Below are 20,990 nucleotides of genomic sequence, written 5' to 3' on the forward strand. Positions count from 1 at the left end.
CCCGTTTCGTCCTGTGTCAACGGGCCGTTCGACACTCGACCGGGCCCGCGCATCGTCCCGAGGCCCCCGTGATTACCAGGGCTTTAACTTGCTTTGCCGCAACTGTCCACGATGCGGGCATCGTGTCCCACCGTGGCGCCCTAGACTCGCGCGTATGACGCAGACTCCCGACATCAAGCCCCGGTCGCGCCAGGTCACGGATGGCCTGGAGGCGACCGCGTCCCGCGGCATGCTCCGCGCGGTCGGTCTCGGAGACGACGACTTCGCGAAGCCGCAGATCGGCATCGCGTCGTCGTGGAACGAGATCACCCCCTGCAACCTCTCGCTGCAGCGCCTCGCGGCGGCGTCGAAGAACGGCGTCCACGCGGGCGGCGGCTACCCGCTCGAGTTCGGCACCATCTCGGTGTCCGACGGCATCTCGATGGGTCACGAGGGCATGCACTTCTCGCTCGTGTCGCGCGACCTCATCGCCGACTCGGTCGAGACGGTGATGATGGCGGAGCGCCTGGACGGCAGCGTCCTCCTGGCGGGCTGCGACAAGTCGCTCCCCGGCATGCTGATGGCCGCCGCGCGCCTGGACCTCGCGAGCGTGTTCCTCTACGCGGGCTCGATCATGCCGGGCCACGTCAAGCTGTCGGACGGCACCGAGAAGGACGTCACCATCATCGACGCGTTCGAGGCCGTGGGCGCGTGCGCCGCGGGTCTCATGTCCGAGGAGGACCGCCTCGCGATCGAGAAGGCGATCTGCCCCGGCGAGGGCGCGTGCGGCGGCATGTACACCGCCAACACCATGGCGTCCGTGGGCGAGGCCCTCGGCATGTCGATCCCCGGCTCCGCGGCCCCGCCGTCGGCCGACCGCCGCCGCGACTACTATGCGCACAAGTCGGGCGAGGCCGTGGTCAACATGCTGCGCCTCGGCATCACCGCGCGCGACATCATGACCAAGGAGGCGTTCGAGAACGCCATCGCCGTGGTCATGGCGTTCGGCGGCTCGACCAACGCGGTCCTCCACCTCCTCGCCATCGCGAACGAGGCCGAGGTGGACCTCTCGCTCGACGACTTCGCGCGCGTCGCCGCGAAGGTCCCGCACCTGGGCGACCTCAAGCCGTTCGGCCAGTTCGTGATGAACGACGTCGACCGCGTCGGCGGCGTGCCGGCTGTCATGAAGACCCTGCTCGACGCGGGCCTCATGCACGGCGACGTCATGACCGTCACCGGCAAGACCCTCGCCGAGAACATGGACGAGCTCAAGCCCGCCAAGATCGACGGCCGCGTGGTCCGCGCGCTCAACAACCCGATCCACAAGTCGGGCGGCATCACCATCCTCAAGGGCTCGCTCGCTCCCGAGGGCGCCGTGGTGAAGTCGGCCGGCTTCGACGACGACGTCTTCGAGGCCACCGCCCGCGTGTTCGACCGCGAGCGTGCCGCGCTCGACGCGCTCGAGGCCGGCGAGATCCAGAAGGGCGACTGCGTCGTCATCCGCTACGAGGGCCCCAAGGGCGGCCCCGGCATGCGCGAGATGCTCGCCATCACCGCCGCCATCAAGGGCGCGGGCCTCGGCAAGGACGTCCTCCTCGTCACCGACGGCCGCTTCTCCGGCGGCACCACCGGCCTGTGCGTCGGTCACATCGCCCCCGAGGCGGTCGACGGCGGCCCCATCGCGTTCGTGCGCGACGGCGACAAGATCACGCTCGACGTCGCCCACGGCACCCTCGAGCTGCACGTCACCGACGAGGAGCTCGCCGCCCGCCGCGAGGGCTGGGAGCCCATCCCGGCGCGCTTCACCAAGGGCGTCCTGGGCAAGTACCAGAAGCTCGTGGGTTCGGCGTCGAAGGGCGCCGTCCTCAGCTGAGCCGCCGCTCTCCGTCACGAGCGCCCCGTCCGGTCCGTCCGGGCGGGGCGCTCGCGCGTTCACGCGCGACCGCTCCGAATCCTTCCCGGGGACGATGCGCCCCTCACCGGGGATGACTAGGTTCGGGGGAGGCTCACATCGCTGAGGAAGGCGGGGTCATGGGTGTACGGGCGGGCAGGTCGCTGGCGGAGCGGTACCCGGACTTGTCGGGGGAGTGGAACGCCGTGAAGAACGGCCATCTCACCCCCGCGGACGTGGACGCCCGCTCGTGGCGCGAGGTGTGGTGGAAGGACGAGCTCGGTCACGAGTGGGAGGACCGGATCCGCGCCCGCACCGGCCGTCACCCGCGCAACTGCCCGCGCTGCGACGCCGGTGAGGGCTACGTCCCGCGGGACCACATCGCGGAGAACCGCTCGAGCCAGATGGGCGGCACCCTCGGTCCCACGGGCGGACCACTCGGCCGCTGAGCACTCGGGCCGAGGGTGGCACGCTTGCCCGCGACACGCCCGGCGTGGAGTGTAGGCCCAGGTAGATGGCTCATGTTACGTTCCGAGCGGGGCTCGGGAGTGCGAGCATCGCGCAGTCACCGCGGGCGTGCCCAGCGTCGCCCGAGGACGTTCTGAGGGGGACGCATGACCGTTTTCTATCCCGAGGGTCCCGAGCCGGAGTCGACGGAGCCGTCCACGGCGCCCGCGCTGGACGTGCCGGCGGCGCCGGTGCCCGCCGCGCCCGCACCCGCGAGTCCCGCGCTCGTCCCCGCGGGCCCCGCGCCCGCGACCACGGACGTCGCGTCCCCCGGCGCACGGCGACCGCGGCGGCGCGGGCTCGCGATCGCGGGGATCGCCTCGGGCGCGGTCGTCCTGGCGCTCGGCGCCGGAGCCGCCTATCTCTACACGAACCTCCTGCACGGCGCGGCCAGCCCCCAGGGTGCCGTCGAGCGGCTCGTCGGGGGTGCGGTCGACGGCGACCTGCTCGCCATGGGCGCCGCGATCGCGCCGTCGGAGCGGGATCTGCTCCTCGAGGTCGGGGCACGCATGCGCGAGGTGCTCGAGGCAAGCGTGCCCGCGCCCGAGGCCAGCCCCTCCGCCGAGATCGACCTGTCGGGCATCGTCGACACCGTCTCGATCTCCGTGTCCGGTCTCGAGTACGTGACCGAGAACATCGCTGACGGGGTGGCCGCGGTGCGCGTCGAGCGGGGCGTGATCGAGGCCGATGTCGACAAGGCACGGTTCGTCGACGCCGTCATGGTGCAGGTCGAGGCCAACGTCTCGGCGAGCGCGGAGCAGCTCGGCTACGACGAGGCAATGGTCGAGCGGCAGACGGCGGACGCGCGCGCCGGCATCGAGATGTGGGTGGACGAGACCTTCCCGTGGAAGGTCGACATCGCCGACGTCGTCGCGGACCTGCGCGCCTCGGGCGAGGTGGCGGGCGACGCGTCGCCGATCACGTTCATGACCGTCGAGGAGGGCGGCTGGTTCGTCAGCCCCATGCTCACCGTCGTGGAGGCGTTCGCCGCGACCGGCCTCGAGACGGCCGAGCGCGGCACCGAGGTCGTGGACGCACTCGAGTTCGCCACGCCGGACGATGCGGTGGCCGGCACGGCCGACGCCCTCGAGGCGTTCATGGCGAGCGGGGACACGGCGAGGCTCGCGGAGGTGCTGCCGCTGCCTGAGCGCCGCATCGTCTCCCTCTATGGCGAGCCGGCCATCGACGCCGACGGCGGGTGGAAGCCGTCCAGCCTCGCGCTCGATCTCACCGACGTCGCGGTGTCGGTCGACGGCGACCTCGCGACGGCCGAGCTGCGCGCGTTCGGCTTCGCCTTCGACGACGGCGTCGCTGAGCCGGTCTCCGGCTCGTACGCCGCCGGCTGCTTCACGCCGGATGGCGCGGAAGCCGATCAACTCTGCTTCGCCGACGTGCCGATCCTCGCCGGGCTCGCCATCGACGGCGTGACGGTGTCGCTGGTGCGCGAGGGCGACGGCTGGCTGACCAGCGCTTCGCTGACCGTGGTCGACTACGCGACCCGCGTCTCGTCGGCCTTCGCGGCGGCCAGCACGGGGGACACGCTCGACAGCCCGACCCTCGTCTGGTGACGCGTCGCCGGGCCCCGCTGACGCTACGGTGGCGTAGGTAGGGCGCCGCCCCCGGTGTATCTCACTATTCAAGATGGTGAACCACGATGTGAGATTCACCGCCCGGATGGTGACACCCGCCGGAACCCGGGCGTAGAGTCGCATCCATGCAGACGATCCTTGTACGAGTTATCAGGCGCGCGGACCGCGACCGGTAGCCCGATCCCGTCCGCGCGCTGACCCCGACGCCACCCGGCCGAGGGGTTTTCTCATGCGAGGCGGACGCAAGGAACGCCTCCCTCAACGACCAGGAGAGAAGATGGCACAGGTCCAGGCCAAGCCGGGCGTCCCCGCCTCGCGCATCGCCCGCCAGGCGACCTCGGCGACGTCGCTCGCGCGCCCCACGCCGCAGTCGAACCCGGATCCGGCGCTCAACGGCGTCGAGATGACGGGCGCGCAGTCGATCATCCGCTCGCTCGAGGCGGCGGGCGCGACGGACATCTTCGGCCTCCCGGGCGGCGCGATCCTCCCGACCTACGACCCGCTCATGGACTCGCAGAAGCTGCGCCACATCCTGGTGCGCCACGAGCAGGGCGCCGGCCACGCCGCGCAGGGCTACGCCCACGCGACGGGCAAGGTGGGCGTCTGCATCGCGACCTCCGGTCCGGGTGCGACCAACCTCGTCACCGCGATCGCGGACGCGAACATGGACTCGATCCCCATGGTCGCCATCACCGGCCAGGTCGGCGCGGCGATGATCGGCACTGACGCCTTCCAGGAGGCGGACATCGTCGGCATCACGGCCCCGATCACCAAGCACAACGTGCTCGTGACCGACGCGGCCGAGATCCCCGCCGCCATCGCGCAGGCCTTCTACATCGCGAGCCACGGCCGTCCCGGCCCGGTGCTCGTCGACATCGCGAAGTCGGCGCAGCAGGCGACCACCACGTTCGAGTGGCCGTCGCGCATCGACCTGCCGGGCTTCAACGCAGGCGCCCGCCCGCACCAGAAGACGGTGCAGGAGGCGGCCCGCCTGCTCGCGACCGCGCGCCGCCCCGTGCTCTACGTCGGCGGCGGCGTGATCCGCTCCGGCGCATCGGCCGGGCTGCGCAAGCTCGCCGACCTGTCCGGCGCGGCCGTCGTCACCACGCTGATGGCCCGCGGCGCGCTGCCCGACAGCCACCCGCAGCACCTCGGCATGCCGGGCATGCACGGCACCGTGCCCGCCGTCGCGGCGCTCCAGAAGGCCGACCTCATCGTCGCCCTCGGCGCCCGCTTCGACGACCGCGTGACCGGCAACCTCGACAGCTTCGCGCCGCACGCCGTCATCGTCCACGCGGACGTCGACCCGGCCGAGATCGGCAAGAACCGCGCCGTCGACGTCCCGATCGTGGGCGACCTCAAGGACGTCTTCGAGGCGCTCGTCCCGGCCCTGGCCGCGGAGCACGAGCAGCACGGCAGGCCCGACCTTGAGGCGTGGTGGGCGCAGCTCGACGACTGGCGCACCACCTACGCGCTCGGCTACACGCCCACCAAGGACGGCCTGTCGAGCCCCCAGTACGTGATCCAGCGCCTGGGCGAGCTCAACGACCCCGACCGCACCATCTACACGGCGGGCGTCGGCCAGCACCAGATGTGGGCCAGCCAGTTCATCAAGTACGAGCACCCCAACACGTGGATCAACTCGGGCGGCCTCGGCACCATGGGCTTCTCCGTGCCCGCCGCGATGGGCGCCCAGGTGGGCGTGCCCGACAAGCAGGTGTGGGCCATCGACGGCGACGGCTGCTTCCAGATGACCAACCAGGAGCTCGTCACCTGCGCGATCAACGAGATCCCCATCAAGGTCGCGCTGATCAACAACTCGAGCCTGGGCATGGTGCGCCAGTGGCAGACCCTGTTCTACGAGGGCCGTTACTCCAACACCGACCTGCACACGGGCCACGGCACCCGCCGCGTGCCCGACTTCGTCAAGCTCGCGGACGCGATGGGCTGCGTGGGCCTGCGCTGCGAGTCGGACGCCGACGTGGACGCGACCATCAAGCGCGCCAACGAGATCGACGACCAGCCCGTGGTGGTCGACTTCACCGTCTCGCGCGACGCGATGGTGTGGCCGATGGTCGCCTCGGGCACCTCGAACGACTCGATCCAGTACGCCCAGGGGATCGCCCCCCAGTGGGACCGGGAGGACTGACCCATGACCAAGCACACCCTGTCCGTGCTCGTCGAGAACAAGCCCGGCGTGCTCGCGCGCGTCGCCGGCCTCTTCTCGCGCCGCGCGTTCAACATCCACTCGCTCGCCGTGGGCCAGACCGAGCACCCGGAGATCTCGCGCATCACCGTGGTCGTCGACGTCGACGAGCTCCCGCTCGAGCAGGTCACCAAGCAGCTCAACAAGCTGGTCCACGTCCTCAAGATCGTGGAGCTCGAGCCGGGCCGCTCGGTCCAGCGCGACCTCCTGCTGGTCAAGGTGCGCGCCGACGCGCGTCAGCGCACCGACGTCCTCCAGATCGTGGACCTGTTCCGCGCTCACGTGGTCGACGTGTCCACCGACTCGGTGGTCATCGAGGCCGTCGGCACGCCCGAGAAGCTCGAGGCGCTGCTGTCGGCCCTCGCGCCGCACGACGTCCGCGAGATCGTCCAGTCCGGCACCGTCGCCATCGGCCGCGGCGCCCGCTCCATCACGGAGCGCGCGCTCGATCGCGTCGTCAGCGCGTGAGCCTCCGGACGATGCGCGGGTGAGCCCCGCATCGTCCCTCACCGAAGCTTTTCTACTCGTCAGTAAAGAACCCGAAGGGAACCCAAGCATGGCTGAGCTGTTCTACGAGAAGGACGCCGACCTCTCGATCATCCAGGGCAAGAAGGTCGCGATCGTCGGCTACGGCTCGCAGGGCCACGCCCACGCGCAGAACCTGCGCGACTCGGGCGTCGAGGTCCACGTCGCGCTGCGCGACGGCTCGAAGTCGATCGCGAAGGCCGAGGAGGACGGCTTCACCGTCCAGAACGTCGCCGACGCCACCGCGTGGGCCGACGTCATCATGATCCTCGCGCCGGACCAGCACCAGCGCGGCATCTACGCCGACGAGATCGCCCCCAACCTCGCCGCGGGCAAGGCCCTCGCGTTCGCGCACGGCTTCAACATCCGCTTCGGCTACATCGACGCCCCCGAGGGTGTCGACGTCATCCTCATCGCGCCGAAGGCCCCGGGCCACACGGTGCGCCGCGAGTACGTCGCGGGCCGCGGCATCCCGGACATCATCGGCGTCGAGCGCGACGAGTCGGGCACCGCCTGGGCGCTCGCGCTGTCCTACGCGGCGGCGATCGGCGGCACCCGTGCCGGCGTCATCAAGACCACCTTCACCGAGGAGACCGAGACCGACCTGTTCGGCGAGCAGGCCGTCCTCTGCGGCGGCATGTCGCACCTGGTCCAGGCGGGCTTCGAGGTCCTCACCGAGGCCGGCTACCAGCCCGAGATCGCCTACTTCGAGGTGCTGCACGAGCTCAAGCTCATCGTGGACCTCATGTGGGAGGGCGGCATCGCCAAGCAGCGCTGGTCGATCTCCGACACCGCCGAGTACGGCGACTACGTCTCCGGCCCGCGCGTCATCACCGCGGACGTCAAGGCCAACATGCAGGCCGTCCTCGCGGACATCCAGTCCGGCGCCTTCGCGACCCGCTTCATCGCGGACCAGGACAACGGCGCGGTCGAGTTCAAGGAGCTCCGCGCCAAGGAGGAGACCCACCCGATCGAGAAGACGGGCAAGGAGCTCCGCGCCCTGTTCTCCTGGTCGGCCGCGACCCAGGACAAGGACTACGTGGACGGCTCGGCCGCGCGCTGATCCACGCCTGATCCCACGCGAAGGGGAGGTCCTCCGGGGCCTCCCCTTCGCTGCCCTCGGGGTCGTCTCGCATTTCGAGACGCGGTTGTCGCATGGTGGACAACGCCCCTAGGATAAGTGGTCGACACGACTTTCGAAGAGGAGATCCCATGACCTCGTACCGCCTCGCGGTGGTCGCCGGCGACGGCATCGGCCCGGAGGTCGTGGCGGAGGGGCTCAAGTGCCTCGCCGCCGCGACGGAGGGCACCGACATCACGTTCGAGACCACCGAGTTCGACCTCGGCGCGAAGCGCTGGCACGCGACGGGGGAGACCCTGACCGACGCGGACCTCGAGGCGATCAAGGGCCACGACGTCATCCTGCTCGGCGCGATCGGCGACCCCACGGTCCCGTCCGGCGTCCTCGAGCGCGGCCTGCTCCTCAAGCTCCGCTTCGAGCTCGATCAGTACGTCAACCTCCGCCCGTCGCGCCTGTACCCGGGCGAGGTGTCGCCCCTGAGCAACCCCGGCGACGTCGACTTCGTCGTGGTCCGCGAGGGCACCGAGGGCCCGTACGTGGGCAACGGCGGCGCGCTGCGCGTCGACACCCCGCACGAGATCGCGACCGAGGTCAGCGTCAACACCCGTCACGGCGTCGAGCGCGTGGTGCGCTACGCCTTCGACGTGGCCTCCAAGCGCGAGCGCAAGCACGTCACGCTCGTGCACAAGCACAACGTGCTCGTCCACGCGGGCCACCTGTGGCGCCGCACGGTCGAGGCCGTCGCGCCCGAGTTCCCCGACGTCACGTGGGACTACCTGCACGTCGACGCGGCCACCATCAAGCTCGTGACCGCCCCGGCGGACTTCGACGTGATCGTCACGGACAACCTCTTCGGCGACATCCTCACCGACGAAGCCGCGGCCATCTCCGGCGGCATCGGCCTCGCCGCGTCCGGCAACGTCAACCCCGACAGGACCGGCCCGTCGATGTTCGAGCCCGTCCACGGCTCCGCCCCCGACATCGCCGGCCAGCAGAAGGCGGACCCGTCCGCCACCGTGCTGTCCGTCGCGATGATGCTCGACTTCCTCGGCCACGCCGAGCTCGCCGCCTGCGTCGAGAAGGCCGTGGCGGACGATGCCGCGGCCAAGTCCGCCGAGGGCTGGGGCCCGCGCACCACGGCCGAGGTCGGCGACGCCCTCGCCGCCCGCATCCGCGGCTGACCCGAGCCGCAACGCGCGCATTGGTACCAATCGCTACGAGTTCGCAGGATCTCGTGGCGATTGGTACCAATCGCCCGGCGGGCCGCCACGCGCGCCGGGGCAACCCGCCCGAGCACTACCCTCATATCGATACCCCGCACAGGAAGGCTGAGAAGTGACCGACACCGCCGCATCGTCCACCACGGAGGCCTTCCGCGTCGTCCGCAATCCCAACCCGGCCACGGACGCCGAGCGCGCCGAGCGTCTCAAGGACCTCGCGTTCGGCACCCGCTTCACCGACCACATGGCGCGCGTCACGTGGACCGCCGACGAGGGCTGGACCGACCGCCGCGTCGAGCCCTACGGCCCGCTCCTGCTCGACCCCGCCGCCTCCGTGCTGCACTACGCGCAAGAGGTCTTCGAGGGCCTCAAGGCGTACCGCTGGGCCGACGGCTCCGTGCGCACCTTCCGTCCCGAGAGGAACGCCGAGCGCCTCCAGCGCTCCGCCTGGCGCCTCGCGCTGCCCGAGCTGTCGACCGAGGACTTCATGGACTCGCTCCACGCGCTCGTCGCGCTCGACGAGGCGTGGATCCCCACCGCCCCCGAGACGTCGCTCTACTTGCGCCCGTTCCTCATCGGCACCGACATCTTCCTCGGCCTGCGCCCCTCGAAGCGCGTCGAGTACCTGCTCATCGCGTCCCCGTCCGGCCCGTACTTCACGGGCGGCGTCAAGCCCGTGAGCATCTGGGTCGAGCGCGACTTCCACCGCGCGGGCCCCGGCGGCACCGGCGCGGCCAAGTGCGGCGGCAACTACGCCGCGGCCCTGCGCCCGCAGATCGGCGCGTCCGAGCGCGGCTACGACCAGGTGCTCTTCCTCGATGCCCGCACCAACGCGGTGCTCGAGGAGCTGGGCGGCATGAACGTCTTCATCGTCCAGAAGGACGGCACGGTCCTCACCCCGATCATCAACGGCAACATCCTCGAGGGGGTCACCCGCTCCTCGATCATCCAGCTGCTGGAGGACCAGAACCTCAAGGTGGTCGAGCGCGACATCACCCTCGCCGAGCTGCGCGAGGGCATCGAGTCGGGTGAGGTCGCCGAGATCTTCGCGTGCGGCACCGCCGCGGTGGTCACGCCGGTCGGCCGCATCGGCGCCGAGGACTTCGAGGTCACGGTCGGCTCCGGCGACGCCGGCCCGGTCACGCTCGCGGTGCGCGAGCGCCTCACGGACATCCAGTACGGCCGCGCCGAGGACACCTACGGCTGGATGCACCGCATCCTCTGAGGGGACGATGCGGGGGTCGGCTTCGGCCGACCCCTCGCGTCGGGCGCGTCGCGCCTGCAGGATGGGTCACGGAGCCCGCTTCGAAGGAGACGCCCGTGCCCGTGAAGGACCTTGCCCTGACCAGCCCCGACATCGCCGCGGGGGAGCGGATCGACGACCGCTTCGCCGGCGAGTTCGGCGCGGATGCCCCGCGCCTGAGCGTGTCCGGCGTCCCGGCGGACGCGGTCGAGCTCGCGATCGTGTGCCACGACCCCGACGCGCCGATGGCGCACGGGTTCACCCACTGGACGCTGTACGGTCTGCCCCCTCTCGAGGGTGAGATCGACGCGGAGGCGGGCCGGCCCGGCCCCAACGACGACGGGGGCCACGGCTACGTGGGCCCGTTCCCGCCCTACGGCCACGGCGACCACCGCTACTACTTCTGGGTCTACGCGCTGAGCCGTCCGGTCCAGGGCACCCCGACCCGCGACGCGTTCCTGCACGCCTACGAGGGCGCCATCATCGAGCAGGCGAGGTTCACGGCGACCTACTCGCGCTGACGCGGGCGCCCGCACCAGGTGATTTGGCATATCCGAACAGTTGTGGTGTCATCAATCCCATGATCTCCGCCGACACGATGCGAATGCGCGCGCCTCAGGCCGCCACCCGCTCGTGTTGTCGCGCCTGAGAACCGTCCCCTCGCGAGAGGCCTGAGAGGCCCCCGAGCGGACCGCGGCACCCGACGCCGCATCGGCAGCAGCCGAGCATCACCCACGCCCGCATCGCGGGCGGTCCCCTCGCACGACGCCCGGCGCCACGCGCCCCGCGCCAGCCCCGGGCCGTGCTCACCCCGAAAGGCACCCTCATGATCCGCACCCGCATCGTCCCCCTCGCCCTGACCGCCGCCGCGACCGCGATGGCGCTCACGGCGTGCTCCGCGGACGGCGGCGACACCGAGGCTTCGTCGGCGGCCAGCACGGCCGCGTCCGCGGTCGACACCTCGCTCACGGACGTCCAGGAGGCCGGCGTGCTCGTGGTCGGCACCGAGGGCACCTACCGCCCCTTCACCTTCCACGACGAGGGCTCGGGCGACCTGACCGGCTACGACGTCGACGTGATCACCGCGGTCGCCGACAAGCTGGGCGTCGACGTCCAGTTCGAGGAGACCGCATGGGACGCGATCTTCGCGGGCCTCGAGGCCGGCCGCTTCGACGTGATCGCCAACCAGGTGGGCATCAGCCCCGAGCGCCAGGAGAAGTACACGTTCTCGACGCCGTACACCTACTCGACGGGCGTGGTGGTGGTGAAGGCGGGCAACGACGACATCCACTCGTACGAGGACCTCGCCGGCAAGACCGCCGCGCAGTCGCTCACCAGCAACTACGGCGAGGAGGCGAAGGCCGCCGGCGCGACCATCGAGGCCGTCGACGGCTGGGCGCAGTCGATCGCGCTGGTCGAGCAGGGCCGCGTCGACGCGACCATCAACGACAAGCTGACGTTCCTCGACTACGTGAACTCGACGGGCTCGGACGCCGTGAAGGTCGCGGCCGAGGGCGCCGACGTGGCCGAGTCCGCCCTCGCGTTCCGCGGCGGCTCCGACGCCCTCGCCGCGGCGGCGAGCGACGCCCTCGCCGAGCTCGCCGCCGACGGCACCCTCGCGGAGCTCTCGCAGAAGTACTTCGGCGCCGACGTCTCCGTCGCCTCCTGATGGGATCCGTCGACTGGGGGCTGGCGCTCGACTCGATCGGGCCGCTCGTCGGCGGCGCGATCACGGGCACCATCCCCCTGGCGGCGGTGTCGTTCGTGGCGGGCCTCGTCATCGCGGTCGCGGTGGCGCTGGCCCGCCTGTCGGACAACCGCCTCCTGTCCGGCCTGGCACGCGCGTACGTGTCGGTCATCCGCGGCACCCCGCTGCTGGTGCAGCTGTTCGTGATCTTCTACGGGCTGCCGTCCGTCGGCCTCACGATCGACCCGTGGCCCAGCGCCATCATCGCGTTCTCGCTCAACGTGGGCGGCTACGCGGCGGAGATCGTGCGCGCCGCGATCCTGTCCGTGCCCAAGGGCCAGTGGGAGGCGGCGTACATGATCGGCATGGACCGCCGCACGGCGTTGCGGCGCATCGTCCTGCCACAGGCCGCGCGCGTGTCGGTGCCGCCCCTGTCCAACACCTTCATCTCCCTGGTCAAGGACACGTCGCTGGCGTCCGTGGTGCTCGTGACCGAGCTGTTCCGCGAGGCCCAGCAGATCGCTGCGTTCAGCCAGGAGTTCATGCTCGTCTACATCGAGGCCGCCGCCGTGTACTGGGTGATCTGCCTGGCGCTGTCCGCCGTTCAGGGCCGCCTCGAGACCCGATTGGATCGCTATGTCGCCCGCTGACCGCACCCCGCTGCTGACCGTCCGCGGCCTGTCCAAGAGCTTCGGCGACACCCGCGTGCTCGCCGACGCCGACCTCGACGTCGCGCGCGGCGAGGTGCTCGCCGTCATCGGCGCGTCCGGCTCCGGCAAGACCACGCTCCTGCGCTGCCTCAACGGCCTCGAGGTCGCCGACGCCGGGACCGTCGCGGTGGACGATGCTCGGGTCGACTTCACGACACGCCCCGCGCCCAAGGCGCTGCACGCGCTGCGCGACCGCTCCGCGATGGTGTTCCAGCAGTTCCAGCTGTTCCCGCACAAGACGGTCCTCGAGAACGTCGCCGAGGGGCCCGTGGTCGTCCAGCGGCGCGACAAGGACGAGGTGCGCGCGGAGGCCCGCGCGCTGCTCGAGCGGGTCGGGCTGGCCGACAAGGCCGACGCCTACCCCCACCAGCTCTCGGGCGGCCAGCAGCAGCGCGTCGGGATCGTGCGCGCGCTCGCCCTGCGGCCCGAGCTGCTGCTGTTCGACGAGCCCACGTCCGCGCTCGACCCCGAGCTCGTCGGCGAGGTGCTGCTGCTCATGCGTGACCTCGCGCGCGAGGGCTGGACCATGGTGGTCGTCACGCACGAGCTCCAGTTTGCGCGCGAGGTGGCGAGCCGCGTCGCGTTCGTCGACGGCGGCCGCGTGCTCGAGTCCGGCCCGCCCGCGCAGGTCCTGGGCTCCCCCGAGCACGAGCGCACCAGGCAGTTCATCCGCCGCCTCTCCCACCCGCTGTAGGCGCCGGCGGGGGAGCGGGCGGCCCCTGCCGCCACGCTTTCCGTTTTCACGTAGTTGCGAATGCCTCCGGACCGCGATGCGCGGCGATCCGCCCACGTGGCCCCCTGGCATGGGGGCCAGACGCGCACGGATCGCGTGCATCGTCCACCCGCGCGCTCGAATCCGCCGTGCGCGATTCGCAACCACGTGAAAACGGAGAGCGACGCGACCCCCTCCTGGCCTGGCGACTCCGAGGCGGCGGGCGCATCCTGAAGGTCGGCCCCCACGCATTTGGAGGTGCAGCATGACCCTCGCGCCGCTGTCGCGGTTCCGCTCGCATTCGCACCGGGACGATGCGCTGTACAGGGAGGCGGAACGCGCCGCCTGGGCGGCCTACGGGATGGCGCCCGAGGAGCGGTGGGTCGACGTGGCGGAGCTCGGGATCCGCGTCCGCACGCTTGTCCATGGCGAGGGCAGGCCGGTCGTCTTCGTGCACGGCACCCCGACGGCGGGCAACGTCTTCATCCCGCTGGTCGCGCGGCTCGAGGGCGTGCGCGCGATCGTCGTCGACCGCCCCGGCTGCGCGCTGAGCGACCCGCTCGACTATACGGACATGACCCCCGAGGACCTGCGCGTCTCCGTCGCGACCTACCTGGCCGCCGTCATCCGCGAGCTCGCGGGCGGCCCGGTCGACCTGCTCGGCAACTCCGCCGGCGGCATGGCCGTGCTCGTGGCCGCCGCGCGCCTGCCCGACCTGGTCCGCTCGGTCGTGGTCGAGGGCGTGCCCGCGATCCAGGGCATGCACCTGCCGCGGCCCCTCCGCCTGGGCTCCATGCGGCCCGTCGCGCAGATCGTCACCCGGCACCCCATGAGCGAGGCCGAGCTGCGGCGCTCCTTCCGCCTCATGGGCCACGCGGACCTCATCGCGCAGGGCCGCCTGACCGAGCCCGAGATCGCGTGGCGCACCGCTCTCAACCGCGCGACCGACACCCTCAAGAACGAGCTCGCGCTCATGGCGCGGGTCGCGACGTGGCGAGGGTTGCGCCCCGGCTGGGTCGCGGGCAAGGAGACCCTCGAGGCGATCCAGGCGCCGAGCCTGTGGGTGGTGGGCGACCTGGACCCGTTCGCGTCGCCCGAGCGGGTGCGCGCGTGGGCGGCCCACGCCCGGGGCTCGACCGTGGTGGTGCGGGAGCGCTCGGGGCATCAGCCGTGGCTCGACGCTCCCGGCGAGCATGCCCGGCTCCTCGCCGACTGGTGGGAGCAGACCTCCCGGTGAGGGGTTCCGGCCCTGGCGTGCCGGACGTACGCTGAGCCTTTCGCCGCGACGCAGGGGAGGCCTCGCATGGCGGATCTGGCGATCGAGACCGACGGTCTGGTCAAGGTCTACGGGGCGACGCGCGCCGTCGACGGGATCGACCTGCGTATCCCGCGCGGCGGCGTCCACGGCTTCCTGGGCCCCAACGGTGCCGGCAAGACCACCGCGATCCGCATGCTGGCGACCCTCATCCGTCCCGACGGCGGCCGCGCGCGCGTGCTTGGCCACGACATCGAGCGCCACGCCGACGAGGTCCGCAGCCGCGTCAGCCTCACCGGCCAGTTCGCGTCCGTCGACGAGGATCTCACCGGACGTGAGAACCTGCGCCTCATCGCGAAGCTGTACGGGTTCGGCGGGGCCGCGGCCGCGAGCCGCGCGGACGAGCTTCTCGAGGCGTTCGCCCTGGACGATGCGGCGAACAGGCCCGTGAAGAAGTACAGCGGCGGCATGCGGCGGCGCATCGACATCGCCGCGTCGCTGGTGGTCAGCCCCGAGCTGCTGTTCCTGGACGAGCCGACGACGGGCCTGGACCCTCGCGCCCGCAACGAGGTGTGGGACATCGTCCGAGCGCTCGTGCGGCACGGCACCACGGTGATGCTCACCACCCAGTACCTCGACGAGGCGGACCAGCTCGCCGACCGCATCTCCGTCATCGACCGCGGCCGGATCATCGCGGAGGGTACGTCGAGCGAGCTCAAGGCGTCGGTCGGGTCGGGCACGCTCCACGTCCGCGTGATGCATCGCGCCGACCGGGACGCGGCGCGGGCCATCCTCGCCCGCGAGCTCGGGGTGGAGGTCGAGCCCACGCACGACCCGCAGGCGCTCGTCGCCGCGCTCGACGGACGCGCCGGCGTCACGCGCGCGATCACGGCGCTCGAGGAGGCGCGCATCGAGCTCGCCCAGTTCGCGCTCGGCCAGCCGACGCTCGACGAGGTGTTCCTCGCGCTCACCGGCCACCGCGCGGAGGAGGGCGACGGCGCGGAGGAGGCGGCATGACGACCACCGCGCGCCGCACGGAGGCGACCGCGCCCGACCCGGCGGCGATCGCATCGTCCCTCACCACGGTGGCCCGACGGCCGAAGCGGCCGAGCGCCGTGTCGACCTCGCTGACGTTCGGATGGCGGGCGCTGCTGCGGATCAAGCACGTGCCGGAGCAGCTCATCGACGTCACGGTGTTCCCGGTGGTGATGACGCTGCTGTTCACGTACCTGTTCGGTGGCGCGATCGCGGGCTCGGTGAGCGCGTACATCGCGTACATCGCGCCGGGCGTGCTGGTGCAGTCGGTGCTGTTCATCACGATGTACACGGGCGCGAACCTGCGCACCGACATCGACCGCGGGGTGTTCGACCGCTTCCGGTCGTTGCCGATCTGGCGGCCCAGCCCGCTCGTGGGGATGCTCCTGGGTGACGCGGTGCGCTTCAGCGTGGCGGCCGTGCTCACGTCGCTCGTGTGCGTGGCGATCGGCTGGCGGCCCGCGGGTGGCGTCGCGGGCGTGACGCTCGGGGTGCTCGTGCTGCTCGTGTTCGCGTTCTCGCTCGGATGGATCTGGACGTTCCTGTCGATGATCCTGCGCACGCCGAGCGCGATCATGGGCGTCGCGGGGTTCGTGATGATGCCGCTGCTGTTCGGGTCCAACATCTTCGTCGACCCGTCCACCATGCCGGGATGGCTGCAGGCATGGGTGAGCGTCAACCCGGTGTCGCACCTGGTCACGGCGCTGCGAGCGCTCATGGACGGCACCTCGCCCGGTGTCGAGCTGTGGATCACCTTCGGCTGGTGCGCGGGCCTGGTCGCGGTGTTCGGGTCGCTCGCGATGTGGCGCTACCGCGACCCCCGCTGACCGGTGCGGCCGCTACGCGGCCGCGAGCTCGCCCTCGACGATGTCGAACAGCTCCGCGGGGTCGAGCCACATCGAGGGGTAGCTGCCCGACCACCGCTGCACCCCGTCGCCGTCGATGAGGACGAAGCCGTGTCCCGGCAGCCCCGCGTGCATCCCCGTGCCGAGCATGCCGTACGCCTCCGAGACGGTGCCGTCGTCGAGCGCGAACGGGGTGGCGACCTCGAGGCGCTCCCGCTCGGCGTTGATCTGGTCGGCGCTGTTCATGACGATCGGGAGCACCTCGATGCCCGCGTCGGCGAACGCCGGGTCGTCCTCGATCGCGGCCATCTGGACCAGGCAGGAGTCGCAGCCGGCGCCCTCGTTGAAGTAGAGGATGACGGGCGATCCCGCGTAGTCGTCGAGCGACACCTCGCCGCCGGTGCTCAGCGGGAGCGTGAACGCGGGGGCGGAGGCGACCGTGTCGTCCGTCCGTGGGCGTGCCGACAGCAGCGCCGACGCGATCACGGCCACGGCGGCGACGGCGAGCGCGATCGCGGCGATGCGGCGGACGTTGGTGCGGGCGGGGGCGGTGGTGGTGGTCATCGGGTGCTCCTGGTCGGGGGCGTCGTGGGTTCGGTGCCGGCGTCGGCGTCGGGGACGATGCGGGCTCGGGTCTCGCGGCGGGACGGACGGCGCGTGAGGGTCGCCCACACGAACACGCCGGCGACGGCGAGGAGCCCGAGGGCCTGCACCCACTCGGGCACGGGTGCCAGGGCCCTCTCGACGGCGCCGAAGGTCGCGGTGAGCCAGTCGGCGATCGCGGCCTGGGCCTCGGTGCCGCCGGTCATGTCGGGCGATCCGGCGAGCGCGATGACCGCGATGCCCATGATCACGAACGTCGCGGCGAGGGCGACGTTCATGCGGGTGGTGGTGAGGATGCGACCCGCGATAGTCCAGCGCACCGGGCGCGGTGCCCGGCGGGGACGTGTGCCGAGGCCGGTCCGGTCCCACACGAGCGCCATCACGAACAGCGGGAAGACCATGCCGAAGACGTACGCCAGGCCGAGCAGGAGCCCGCCCGCGGCGGACCCTGACAGCGCGGACAGCGTCATCACGCCCACGAGGACGGGTGCGCAGCAGCTCGACGCGATGCCGGAGAACACGCCCAGCGAGAAGAACGTCGCGGAGTCGCCTCGCGAGGTGTCGGGCGCCTTGATGAAGGACGGCAGCGACCACATGCGGCCCGTGAGGGCGAGCACGCCCAGGGCGATCATCAGCAGCCCGCCCGCCCAGTACAGCACCAGGTGATACCTCGCGATGGCGCCGGCGAGGAGGCTCGCGCCGAGCGTGAGGGGGAGCAGGACCACGCTGAGCCCGGCGGCGAAGGTGAACGTCAGGGGCAGCAGGCGCCACCGGCGGCTCTTGACGGCCGCGGCGAGGTAGCTGGGCGCGAGGAACACGATGCAGCACGGCGCGAACAACGCCACCCCGCCGGCGAAGAAGGCGGCGAGGATGCTTCCGGTGACGAGGAGCTCGGATCCCATGTCAGCGGACGGGCGGCATCGCGTCGCTCGCGACGCGCTCGAGGAGCCGGGCCAGCTTCTTGCGCGGCAGGCGGCCCGCGCTGAAGAACTCGTTGTCGACCAGCACCAGGGGATACAGCGCCGGGCGGTGCTCCGCGAGCAGAGCGCGTCCCACGGGCGACTCCACGTCCAGCGTGATCACCTGGATCCGCCCGTCGCGCCGGAGCGTGTCGAGCACGTCCTGCGCATCGTCGCAGAGGTGGCAGGTCGCGGTGCGCACCAGGGTGAGGGCGGGGGCAGGGGGCACGGGAGGTCCTTCCGATACGGGTCCCGTCCAGGCTGACGTCCGCGTCCCGCACGTACCGTCGCGGTCGCGTCAAGATTCGATGAAGGTTTCCGTGCGTGGGCACGATGCCGGGCGCTCCCGGGGCGACGCTCACCACAATGGAGCCATGGAGTCAGCACCCTCGCCCGTGTTCCGCGCGCTCGTCGTGGAGGACGAGCCCGCGCTCGCCGCGCTGGTCGCGGACTACCTCGTGCGCGACGGGTTCGAGGTCGCCCAGGCGGCGGATGGCGAGACGGCGGTGCGGCGTGCCCGCGAGCTCGATCCCGACGTGATGGTGCTCGACATCGGGCTGCCCGGTCTCGACGGGCTCGAGGTGTGCCGTCAGGTGCGCACCTTCTCCGACTGCTACGTGGTGATGGTGACGGCGCGCGCCGAGGAGGTCGACACCCTGGTCGGGCTGTCCGCCGGAGCGGACGACTACGTCACCAAGCCCTTCAGCCCGCGGGAGCTGGTCGCGCGCGTCCGCGCCATGCTGCGCCGGCCGCGTACCCGTGCCGGTGCTCACGCTGACGGCTCGCCCGCCATCCGCGTCGGTGCGCTCGAGATCGACGTGGCCGCCCGCGAGGTGTCGCTCCAGGGGCGACCCGTGCCGCTCACCCGCACCGAGTTCGACATCCTCGCCGCCCTCGCGGAGCGGCCGGGCCGCGTGCTCTCGCGCGACATGCTCCTCGAGGTGGTGTGGGGAGGCGCGTGGGTGGGGGACACGCACCTGGTCGACGTGCACGTCCAGCACGTGCGCCAGAAGCTGGGCGACACGCCCGACCTCCAGCGGTTCGTGCGCACCGTGCGCGGCGTCGGCTACCGCATCGGCTCCGGCGAGTGATGAGGCGTCCGGGGCTCCAGGCGCGGCTGCTGCTCGGGCTGGTCGCCGTGCTCGCGACCGCCGCGCTCACGGCGGGGCTGGTCGCCGCCCTCATCGGGCCGATCGTGTTCCACGACCACCTGGTGCAGGCCGGCGCGAGCGCGGGGGACGATGCGGCGGGCCACGCGGAGATCGCGTTCCGGGAGGCGGGTGCGCTGGCGCTGGGGATCGGCCTCGCGCTCGGGACGCTCGCCGCGCTCGCGGTCGCCGTCGCGTTCACGCGGCGCATCGGGGGCTCGCTGTCCGCGCTCGCGGGCGCGGCGAGCGAGCTGGAGGCGGGGCGCATGGACGTGCGCGTGCCGGAACCGCGGCTCGGCGGCGAGTTCGCCGCCATGGCGCACGCGTTCAACGGCATGGCGGACCGGCTCGAGGCCGGCGAGGCGTTGCGGGCGCGCCTCCTGTCGGACGTGGCCCACGAGCTCCGCACCCCGGTCGCGACCCTCACCGCGTATCTCGAGGCGATCGAGGACGGCGTGGCCGAGTGGAACCCGCAGACCATCGGCCTCCTGCGCGCCCAGGGGGAGCGTCTCGCGCGCCTCGCGGAGGATCTCGCCGCGGTGACCCGGGCGGAGGGCGGAGGGCTGTCGCTCGACCTGCGTGACGTCGATCCGGGAGCGGCCGTCCGCCTCGCCGTGCTCGCGGTCCGGCCGCGCGCCGACGACGGTGGCGTCTCCCTCCGTGCACACGTCGAGGACGGGCTGCCGACCGTGCGCGCGGATCCCGCGCGGCTCGCCCAGGTGCTCGGGAACCTGCTCGACAACGCGCTCGCCCACACGCCCGCGGGAGGCGGCGTCACGGTGACGGCCGCCGGAGCGGGCCCCGGGCGCATCGTCCTGGCCGTCGCCGACACGGGTGACGGCATCCATGAACGGGACCTGCCGCACCTGTTCGAGCGCTTCTACCGCGTCGATGCCGCGCGTGATCGCGCGCACGGCGGATCCGGGATCGGCCTCGCCATCGTGAGAGCCATCGCGCAGGCGCACGGCGGGAGCGTCGCGGCGGAGAGCGACGGCCCCGGTCGGGGTGCGACGTTCACGGTCGAGCTGCCGTGCGGCGGTCCCGACGCGCCGTGACGGTCGGGACCGCGACGGTCATAGCGCCGAGTCTGCCGCGAGCGCCTTCATCTCCGCGATCTCCTCCTGCTGCGCGTCGATGATCGCCGTCGCGAGAGCGCGAGCCTCGGGGTTCTCGCCGTTCTCGAGCTCGGATTCGGCCATCTCGATCGCGCCCTCGTGGTGCGCGATCATCAGGTCGAGGAACCTCGCATCGAACTCGTCGGCCGGCACGTCCTCGAGCGAGGCCATCGCCGACGCCTGGTCCATGCCGTCCATGGTCATCCCGCCGTGATCCATCATCGAGTGGTCGGCCTCGGTAGGGTTGTCCTCGTCCCATTGGGCGAGCCAGCGCTCCATCGTGGTGATCTCGGGCTGCTGGGCGGCGAGGATCCTCTCGCCGAGCTCCACGATCTGCGCGCTCTCGCTCGTCTCGACCACCACCTGCGCCATCTCGATCGCGCCCTCGTGGTGCACGATCATCATCTGGGCGAAGTCGGTGTCCGCGTCGTTGTGCGCGGGGATGGTGGACGTGGTCGTGTCGGCGGACGGAGCCGACGTGCTGCCGGCGTCGGTCGAGCACGCCGCGAGGGCGAGCGACATGAGGGTGGCGCTGACGGTGATGCCGGTGCGGATGCGGCGGCGGGGCATGGGGACACTCCTTCGTGGTCGCGTGCCGCCGCGGGTCGGGGGTGGGACCTCGCGGCGGCACGACGTCTGGGAGCTCCAGGCTCGCAAGCGCGCGTCAGGGCCGCGTCGGG

General features: G+C 71.9%; 21 protein-coding genes. 17 read left to right on the forward strand and 4 right to left on the reverse strand.

Features of this window, described 5'->3' with window-relative positions; genetic code table 11:
* The first annotated feature begins 154 nt into the window (after nt 1-154).
* The 15 genes from ilvD to AOM04_RS06390 all read left to right on the forward strand — a co-directional run bounded on the left by ilvD (nt 155) and on the right by AOM04_RS06390 (nt 16,467).
* Nucleotides 155-1,852: a dihydroxy-acid dehydratase gene (ilvD, locus tag AOM04_RS06320; RefSeq protein ID WP_062463857.1), complete on the forward strand. Its 1,698-nt coding sequence runs from the start codon at nt 155-157 to the stop codon at nt 1,850-1,852.
* A gap of 158 nt (nt 1,853-2,010) precedes the next feature.
* Entirely contained in the window at nt 2,011-2,319 is a 309-nt protein-coding gene (locus AOM04_RS06325) for a zinc-ribbon domain-containing protein (RefSeq protein ID WP_082104427.1), read from the forward strand.
* Between the two features lie 165 nt (nt 2,320-2,484).
* Nucleotides 2,485-3,945, forward strand: a complete 1,461-nt coding sequence (locus AOM04_RS06330) for a hypothetical protein (protein ID WP_062463861.1) — start codon at nt 2,485-2,487, stop codon at nt 3,943-3,945.
* Nucleotides 3,946-4,243: 298 nt separating this feature from the next.
* Nucleotides 4,244-6,115 (forward strand): acetolactate synthase large subunit, encoded by a 1,872-nt coding sequence (locus AOM04_RS06335; protein ID WP_062463862.1) that lies wholly within the window; start codon nt 4,244-4,246, stop codon nt 6,113-6,115.
* Nucleotides 6,116-6,118: 3 nt separating this feature from the next.
* Complete coding sequence (ilvN, locus tag AOM04_RS06340; protein ID WP_062463864.1) at nt 6,119-6,640, forward strand: acetolactate synthase small subunit; 522 nt, start codon at nt 6,119-6,121, stop codon at nt 6,638-6,640.
* Between the two features lie 88 nt (nt 6,641-6,728).
* Complete coding sequence (ilvC, locus tag AOM04_RS06345) at nt 6,729-7,760, forward strand: ketol-acid reductoisomerase (RefSeq protein WP_062463866.1); 1,032 nt, start codon at nt 6,729-6,731, stop codon at nt 7,758-7,760.
* 149 nt (nt 7,761-7,909) lie between these two features.
* Nucleotides 7,910-8,959: a 3-isopropylmalate dehydrogenase gene (locus AOM04_RS06350; protein ID WP_062463868.1), complete on the forward strand. Its 1,050-nt coding sequence runs from the start codon at nt 7,910-7,912 to the stop codon at nt 8,957-8,959.
* Nucleotides 8,960-9,113: 154 nt separating this feature from the next.
* The gene (locus tag AOM04_RS06355; protein WP_062463870.1) at nt 9,114-10,223 is read left to right on the forward strand and encodes a branched-chain amino acid aminotransferase; all 1,110 of its coding nucleotides are present in this window, start codon (nt 9,114-9,116) and stop codon (nt 10,221-10,223) included.
* A gap of 95 nt (nt 10,224-10,318) precedes the next feature.
* Nucleotides 10,319-10,762, forward strand: a complete 444-nt coding sequence (locus AOM04_RS06360) for a YbhB/YbcL family Raf kinase inhibitor-like protein (RefSeq protein ID WP_062463872.1) — start codon at nt 10,319-10,321, stop codon at nt 10,760-10,762.
* Between the two features lie 305 nt (nt 10,763-11,067).
* Nucleotides 11,068-11,910 carry a transporter substrate-binding domain-containing protein gene (locus AOM04_RS06365; protein WP_062463874.1) on the forward strand — a complete coding sequence of 281 codons (843 nt, stop codon included), beginning with the start codon at nt 11,068-11,070 and terminating at the stop codon, nt 11,908-11,910.
* The gene (locus tag AOM04_RS06370; RefSeq protein WP_062463876.1) at nt 11,910-12,578 is read left to right on the forward strand and encodes an amino acid ABC transporter permease; all 669 of its coding nucleotides are present in this window, start codon (nt 11,910-11,912) and stop codon (nt 12,576-12,578) included. Before AOM04_RS06365 ends, AOM04_RS06370 begins: the two co-directional genes overlap by 1 nt.
* Nucleotides 12,565-13,332 (forward strand): amino acid ABC transporter ATP-binding protein, encoded by a 768-nt coding sequence (locus AOM04_RS06375; protein WP_082104428.1) that lies wholly within the window; start codon nt 12,565-12,567, stop codon nt 13,330-13,332. Before AOM04_RS06370 ends, AOM04_RS06375 begins: the two co-directional genes overlap by 14 nt.
* A gap of 283 nt (nt 13,333-13,615) precedes the next feature.
* The gene (locus AOM04_RS06380) at nt 13,616-14,587 is read left to right on the forward strand and encodes an alpha/beta fold hydrolase (protein WP_062463878.1); all 972 of its coding nucleotides are present in this window, start codon (nt 13,616-13,618) and stop codon (nt 14,585-14,587) included.
* A gap of 66 nt (nt 14,588-14,653) precedes the next feature.
* Nucleotides 14,654-15,622, forward strand: coding sequence for an ATP-binding cassette domain-containing protein (locus tag AOM04_RS06385; RefSeq protein WP_062463880.1), 969 nt, complete (start codon nt 14,654-14,656; stop codon nt 15,620-15,622).
* A complete protein-coding gene (locus AOM04_RS06390) occupies nt 15,619-16,467 on the forward strand; it encodes an ABC transporter permease (protein ID WP_062463882.1) in 849 nt (282 codons plus the stop codon). The genes AOM04_RS06385 and AOM04_RS06390 overlap by 4 nt, the downstream gene beginning before the upstream one ends.
* Nucleotides 16,468-16,479: 12 nt before the next feature.
* Here the strand turns inward: AOM04_RS06390 and AOM04_RS06395 are convergent, their stop codons facing one another.
* The 3 genes from AOM04_RS06395 to AOM04_RS06405 are packed head-to-tail and all read right to left on the reverse strand — an operon-like array spanning nt 16,480 to nt 18,276.
* Nucleotides 16,480-17,049, reverse strand: a complete 570-nt coding sequence (locus tag AOM04_RS06395; protein WP_062463884.1) for a peroxiredoxin family protein — start codon at nt 17,047-17,049, stop codon at nt 16,480-16,482.
* A complete protein-coding gene (locus tag AOM04_RS06400) occupies nt 17,046-17,990 on the reverse strand; it encodes a cytochrome c biogenesis CcdA family protein (RefSeq protein WP_082104429.1) in 945 nt (314 codons plus the stop codon). The genes AOM04_RS06395 and AOM04_RS06400 overlap by 4 nt, the downstream gene beginning before the upstream one ends.
* 1 nt (nt 17,991) lies before the next feature.
* Entirely contained in the window at nt 17,992-18,276 is a 285-nt protein-coding gene (locus AOM04_RS06405; protein ID WP_062463886.1) for a glutaredoxin family protein, read from the reverse strand.
* Between the two features lie 145 nt (nt 18,277-18,421).
* On the opposite strand from AOM04_RS06405, the gene AOM04_RS06410 reads away from it, so the two are divergent.
* The gene (locus AOM04_RS06410; RefSeq protein WP_062463888.1) at nt 18,422-19,138 is read left to right on the forward strand and encodes a response regulator; all 717 of its coding nucleotides are present in this window, start codon (nt 18,422-18,424) and stop codon (nt 19,136-19,138) included.
* Nucleotides 19,138-20,250 carry a sensor histidine kinase gene (locus AOM04_RS06415; RefSeq protein ID WP_062463997.1) on the forward strand — a complete coding sequence of 371 codons (1,113 nt, stop codon included), beginning with the start codon at nt 19,138-19,140 and terminating at the stop codon, nt 20,248-20,250. Before AOM04_RS06410 ends, AOM04_RS06415 begins: the two co-directional genes overlap by 1 nt.
* Nucleotides 20,251-20,268: 18 nt before the next feature.
* Here AOM04_RS06415 and AOM04_RS06420 read toward each other — a convergent pair whose 3' ends face one another.
* Nucleotides 20,269-20,880, reverse strand: coding sequence for a DUF305 domain-containing protein (locus AOM04_RS06420; protein ID WP_062463890.1), 612 nt, complete (start codon nt 20,878-20,880; stop codon nt 20,269-20,271).
* Nucleotides 20,881-20,990 lie beyond the last annotated feature (110 nt).

The organism is Demequina soli (assembly GCF_000971195.1).
Lineage (GTDB): Bacteria > Actinomycetota > Actinomycetes > Actinomycetales > Demequinaceae > Demequina > Demequina soli.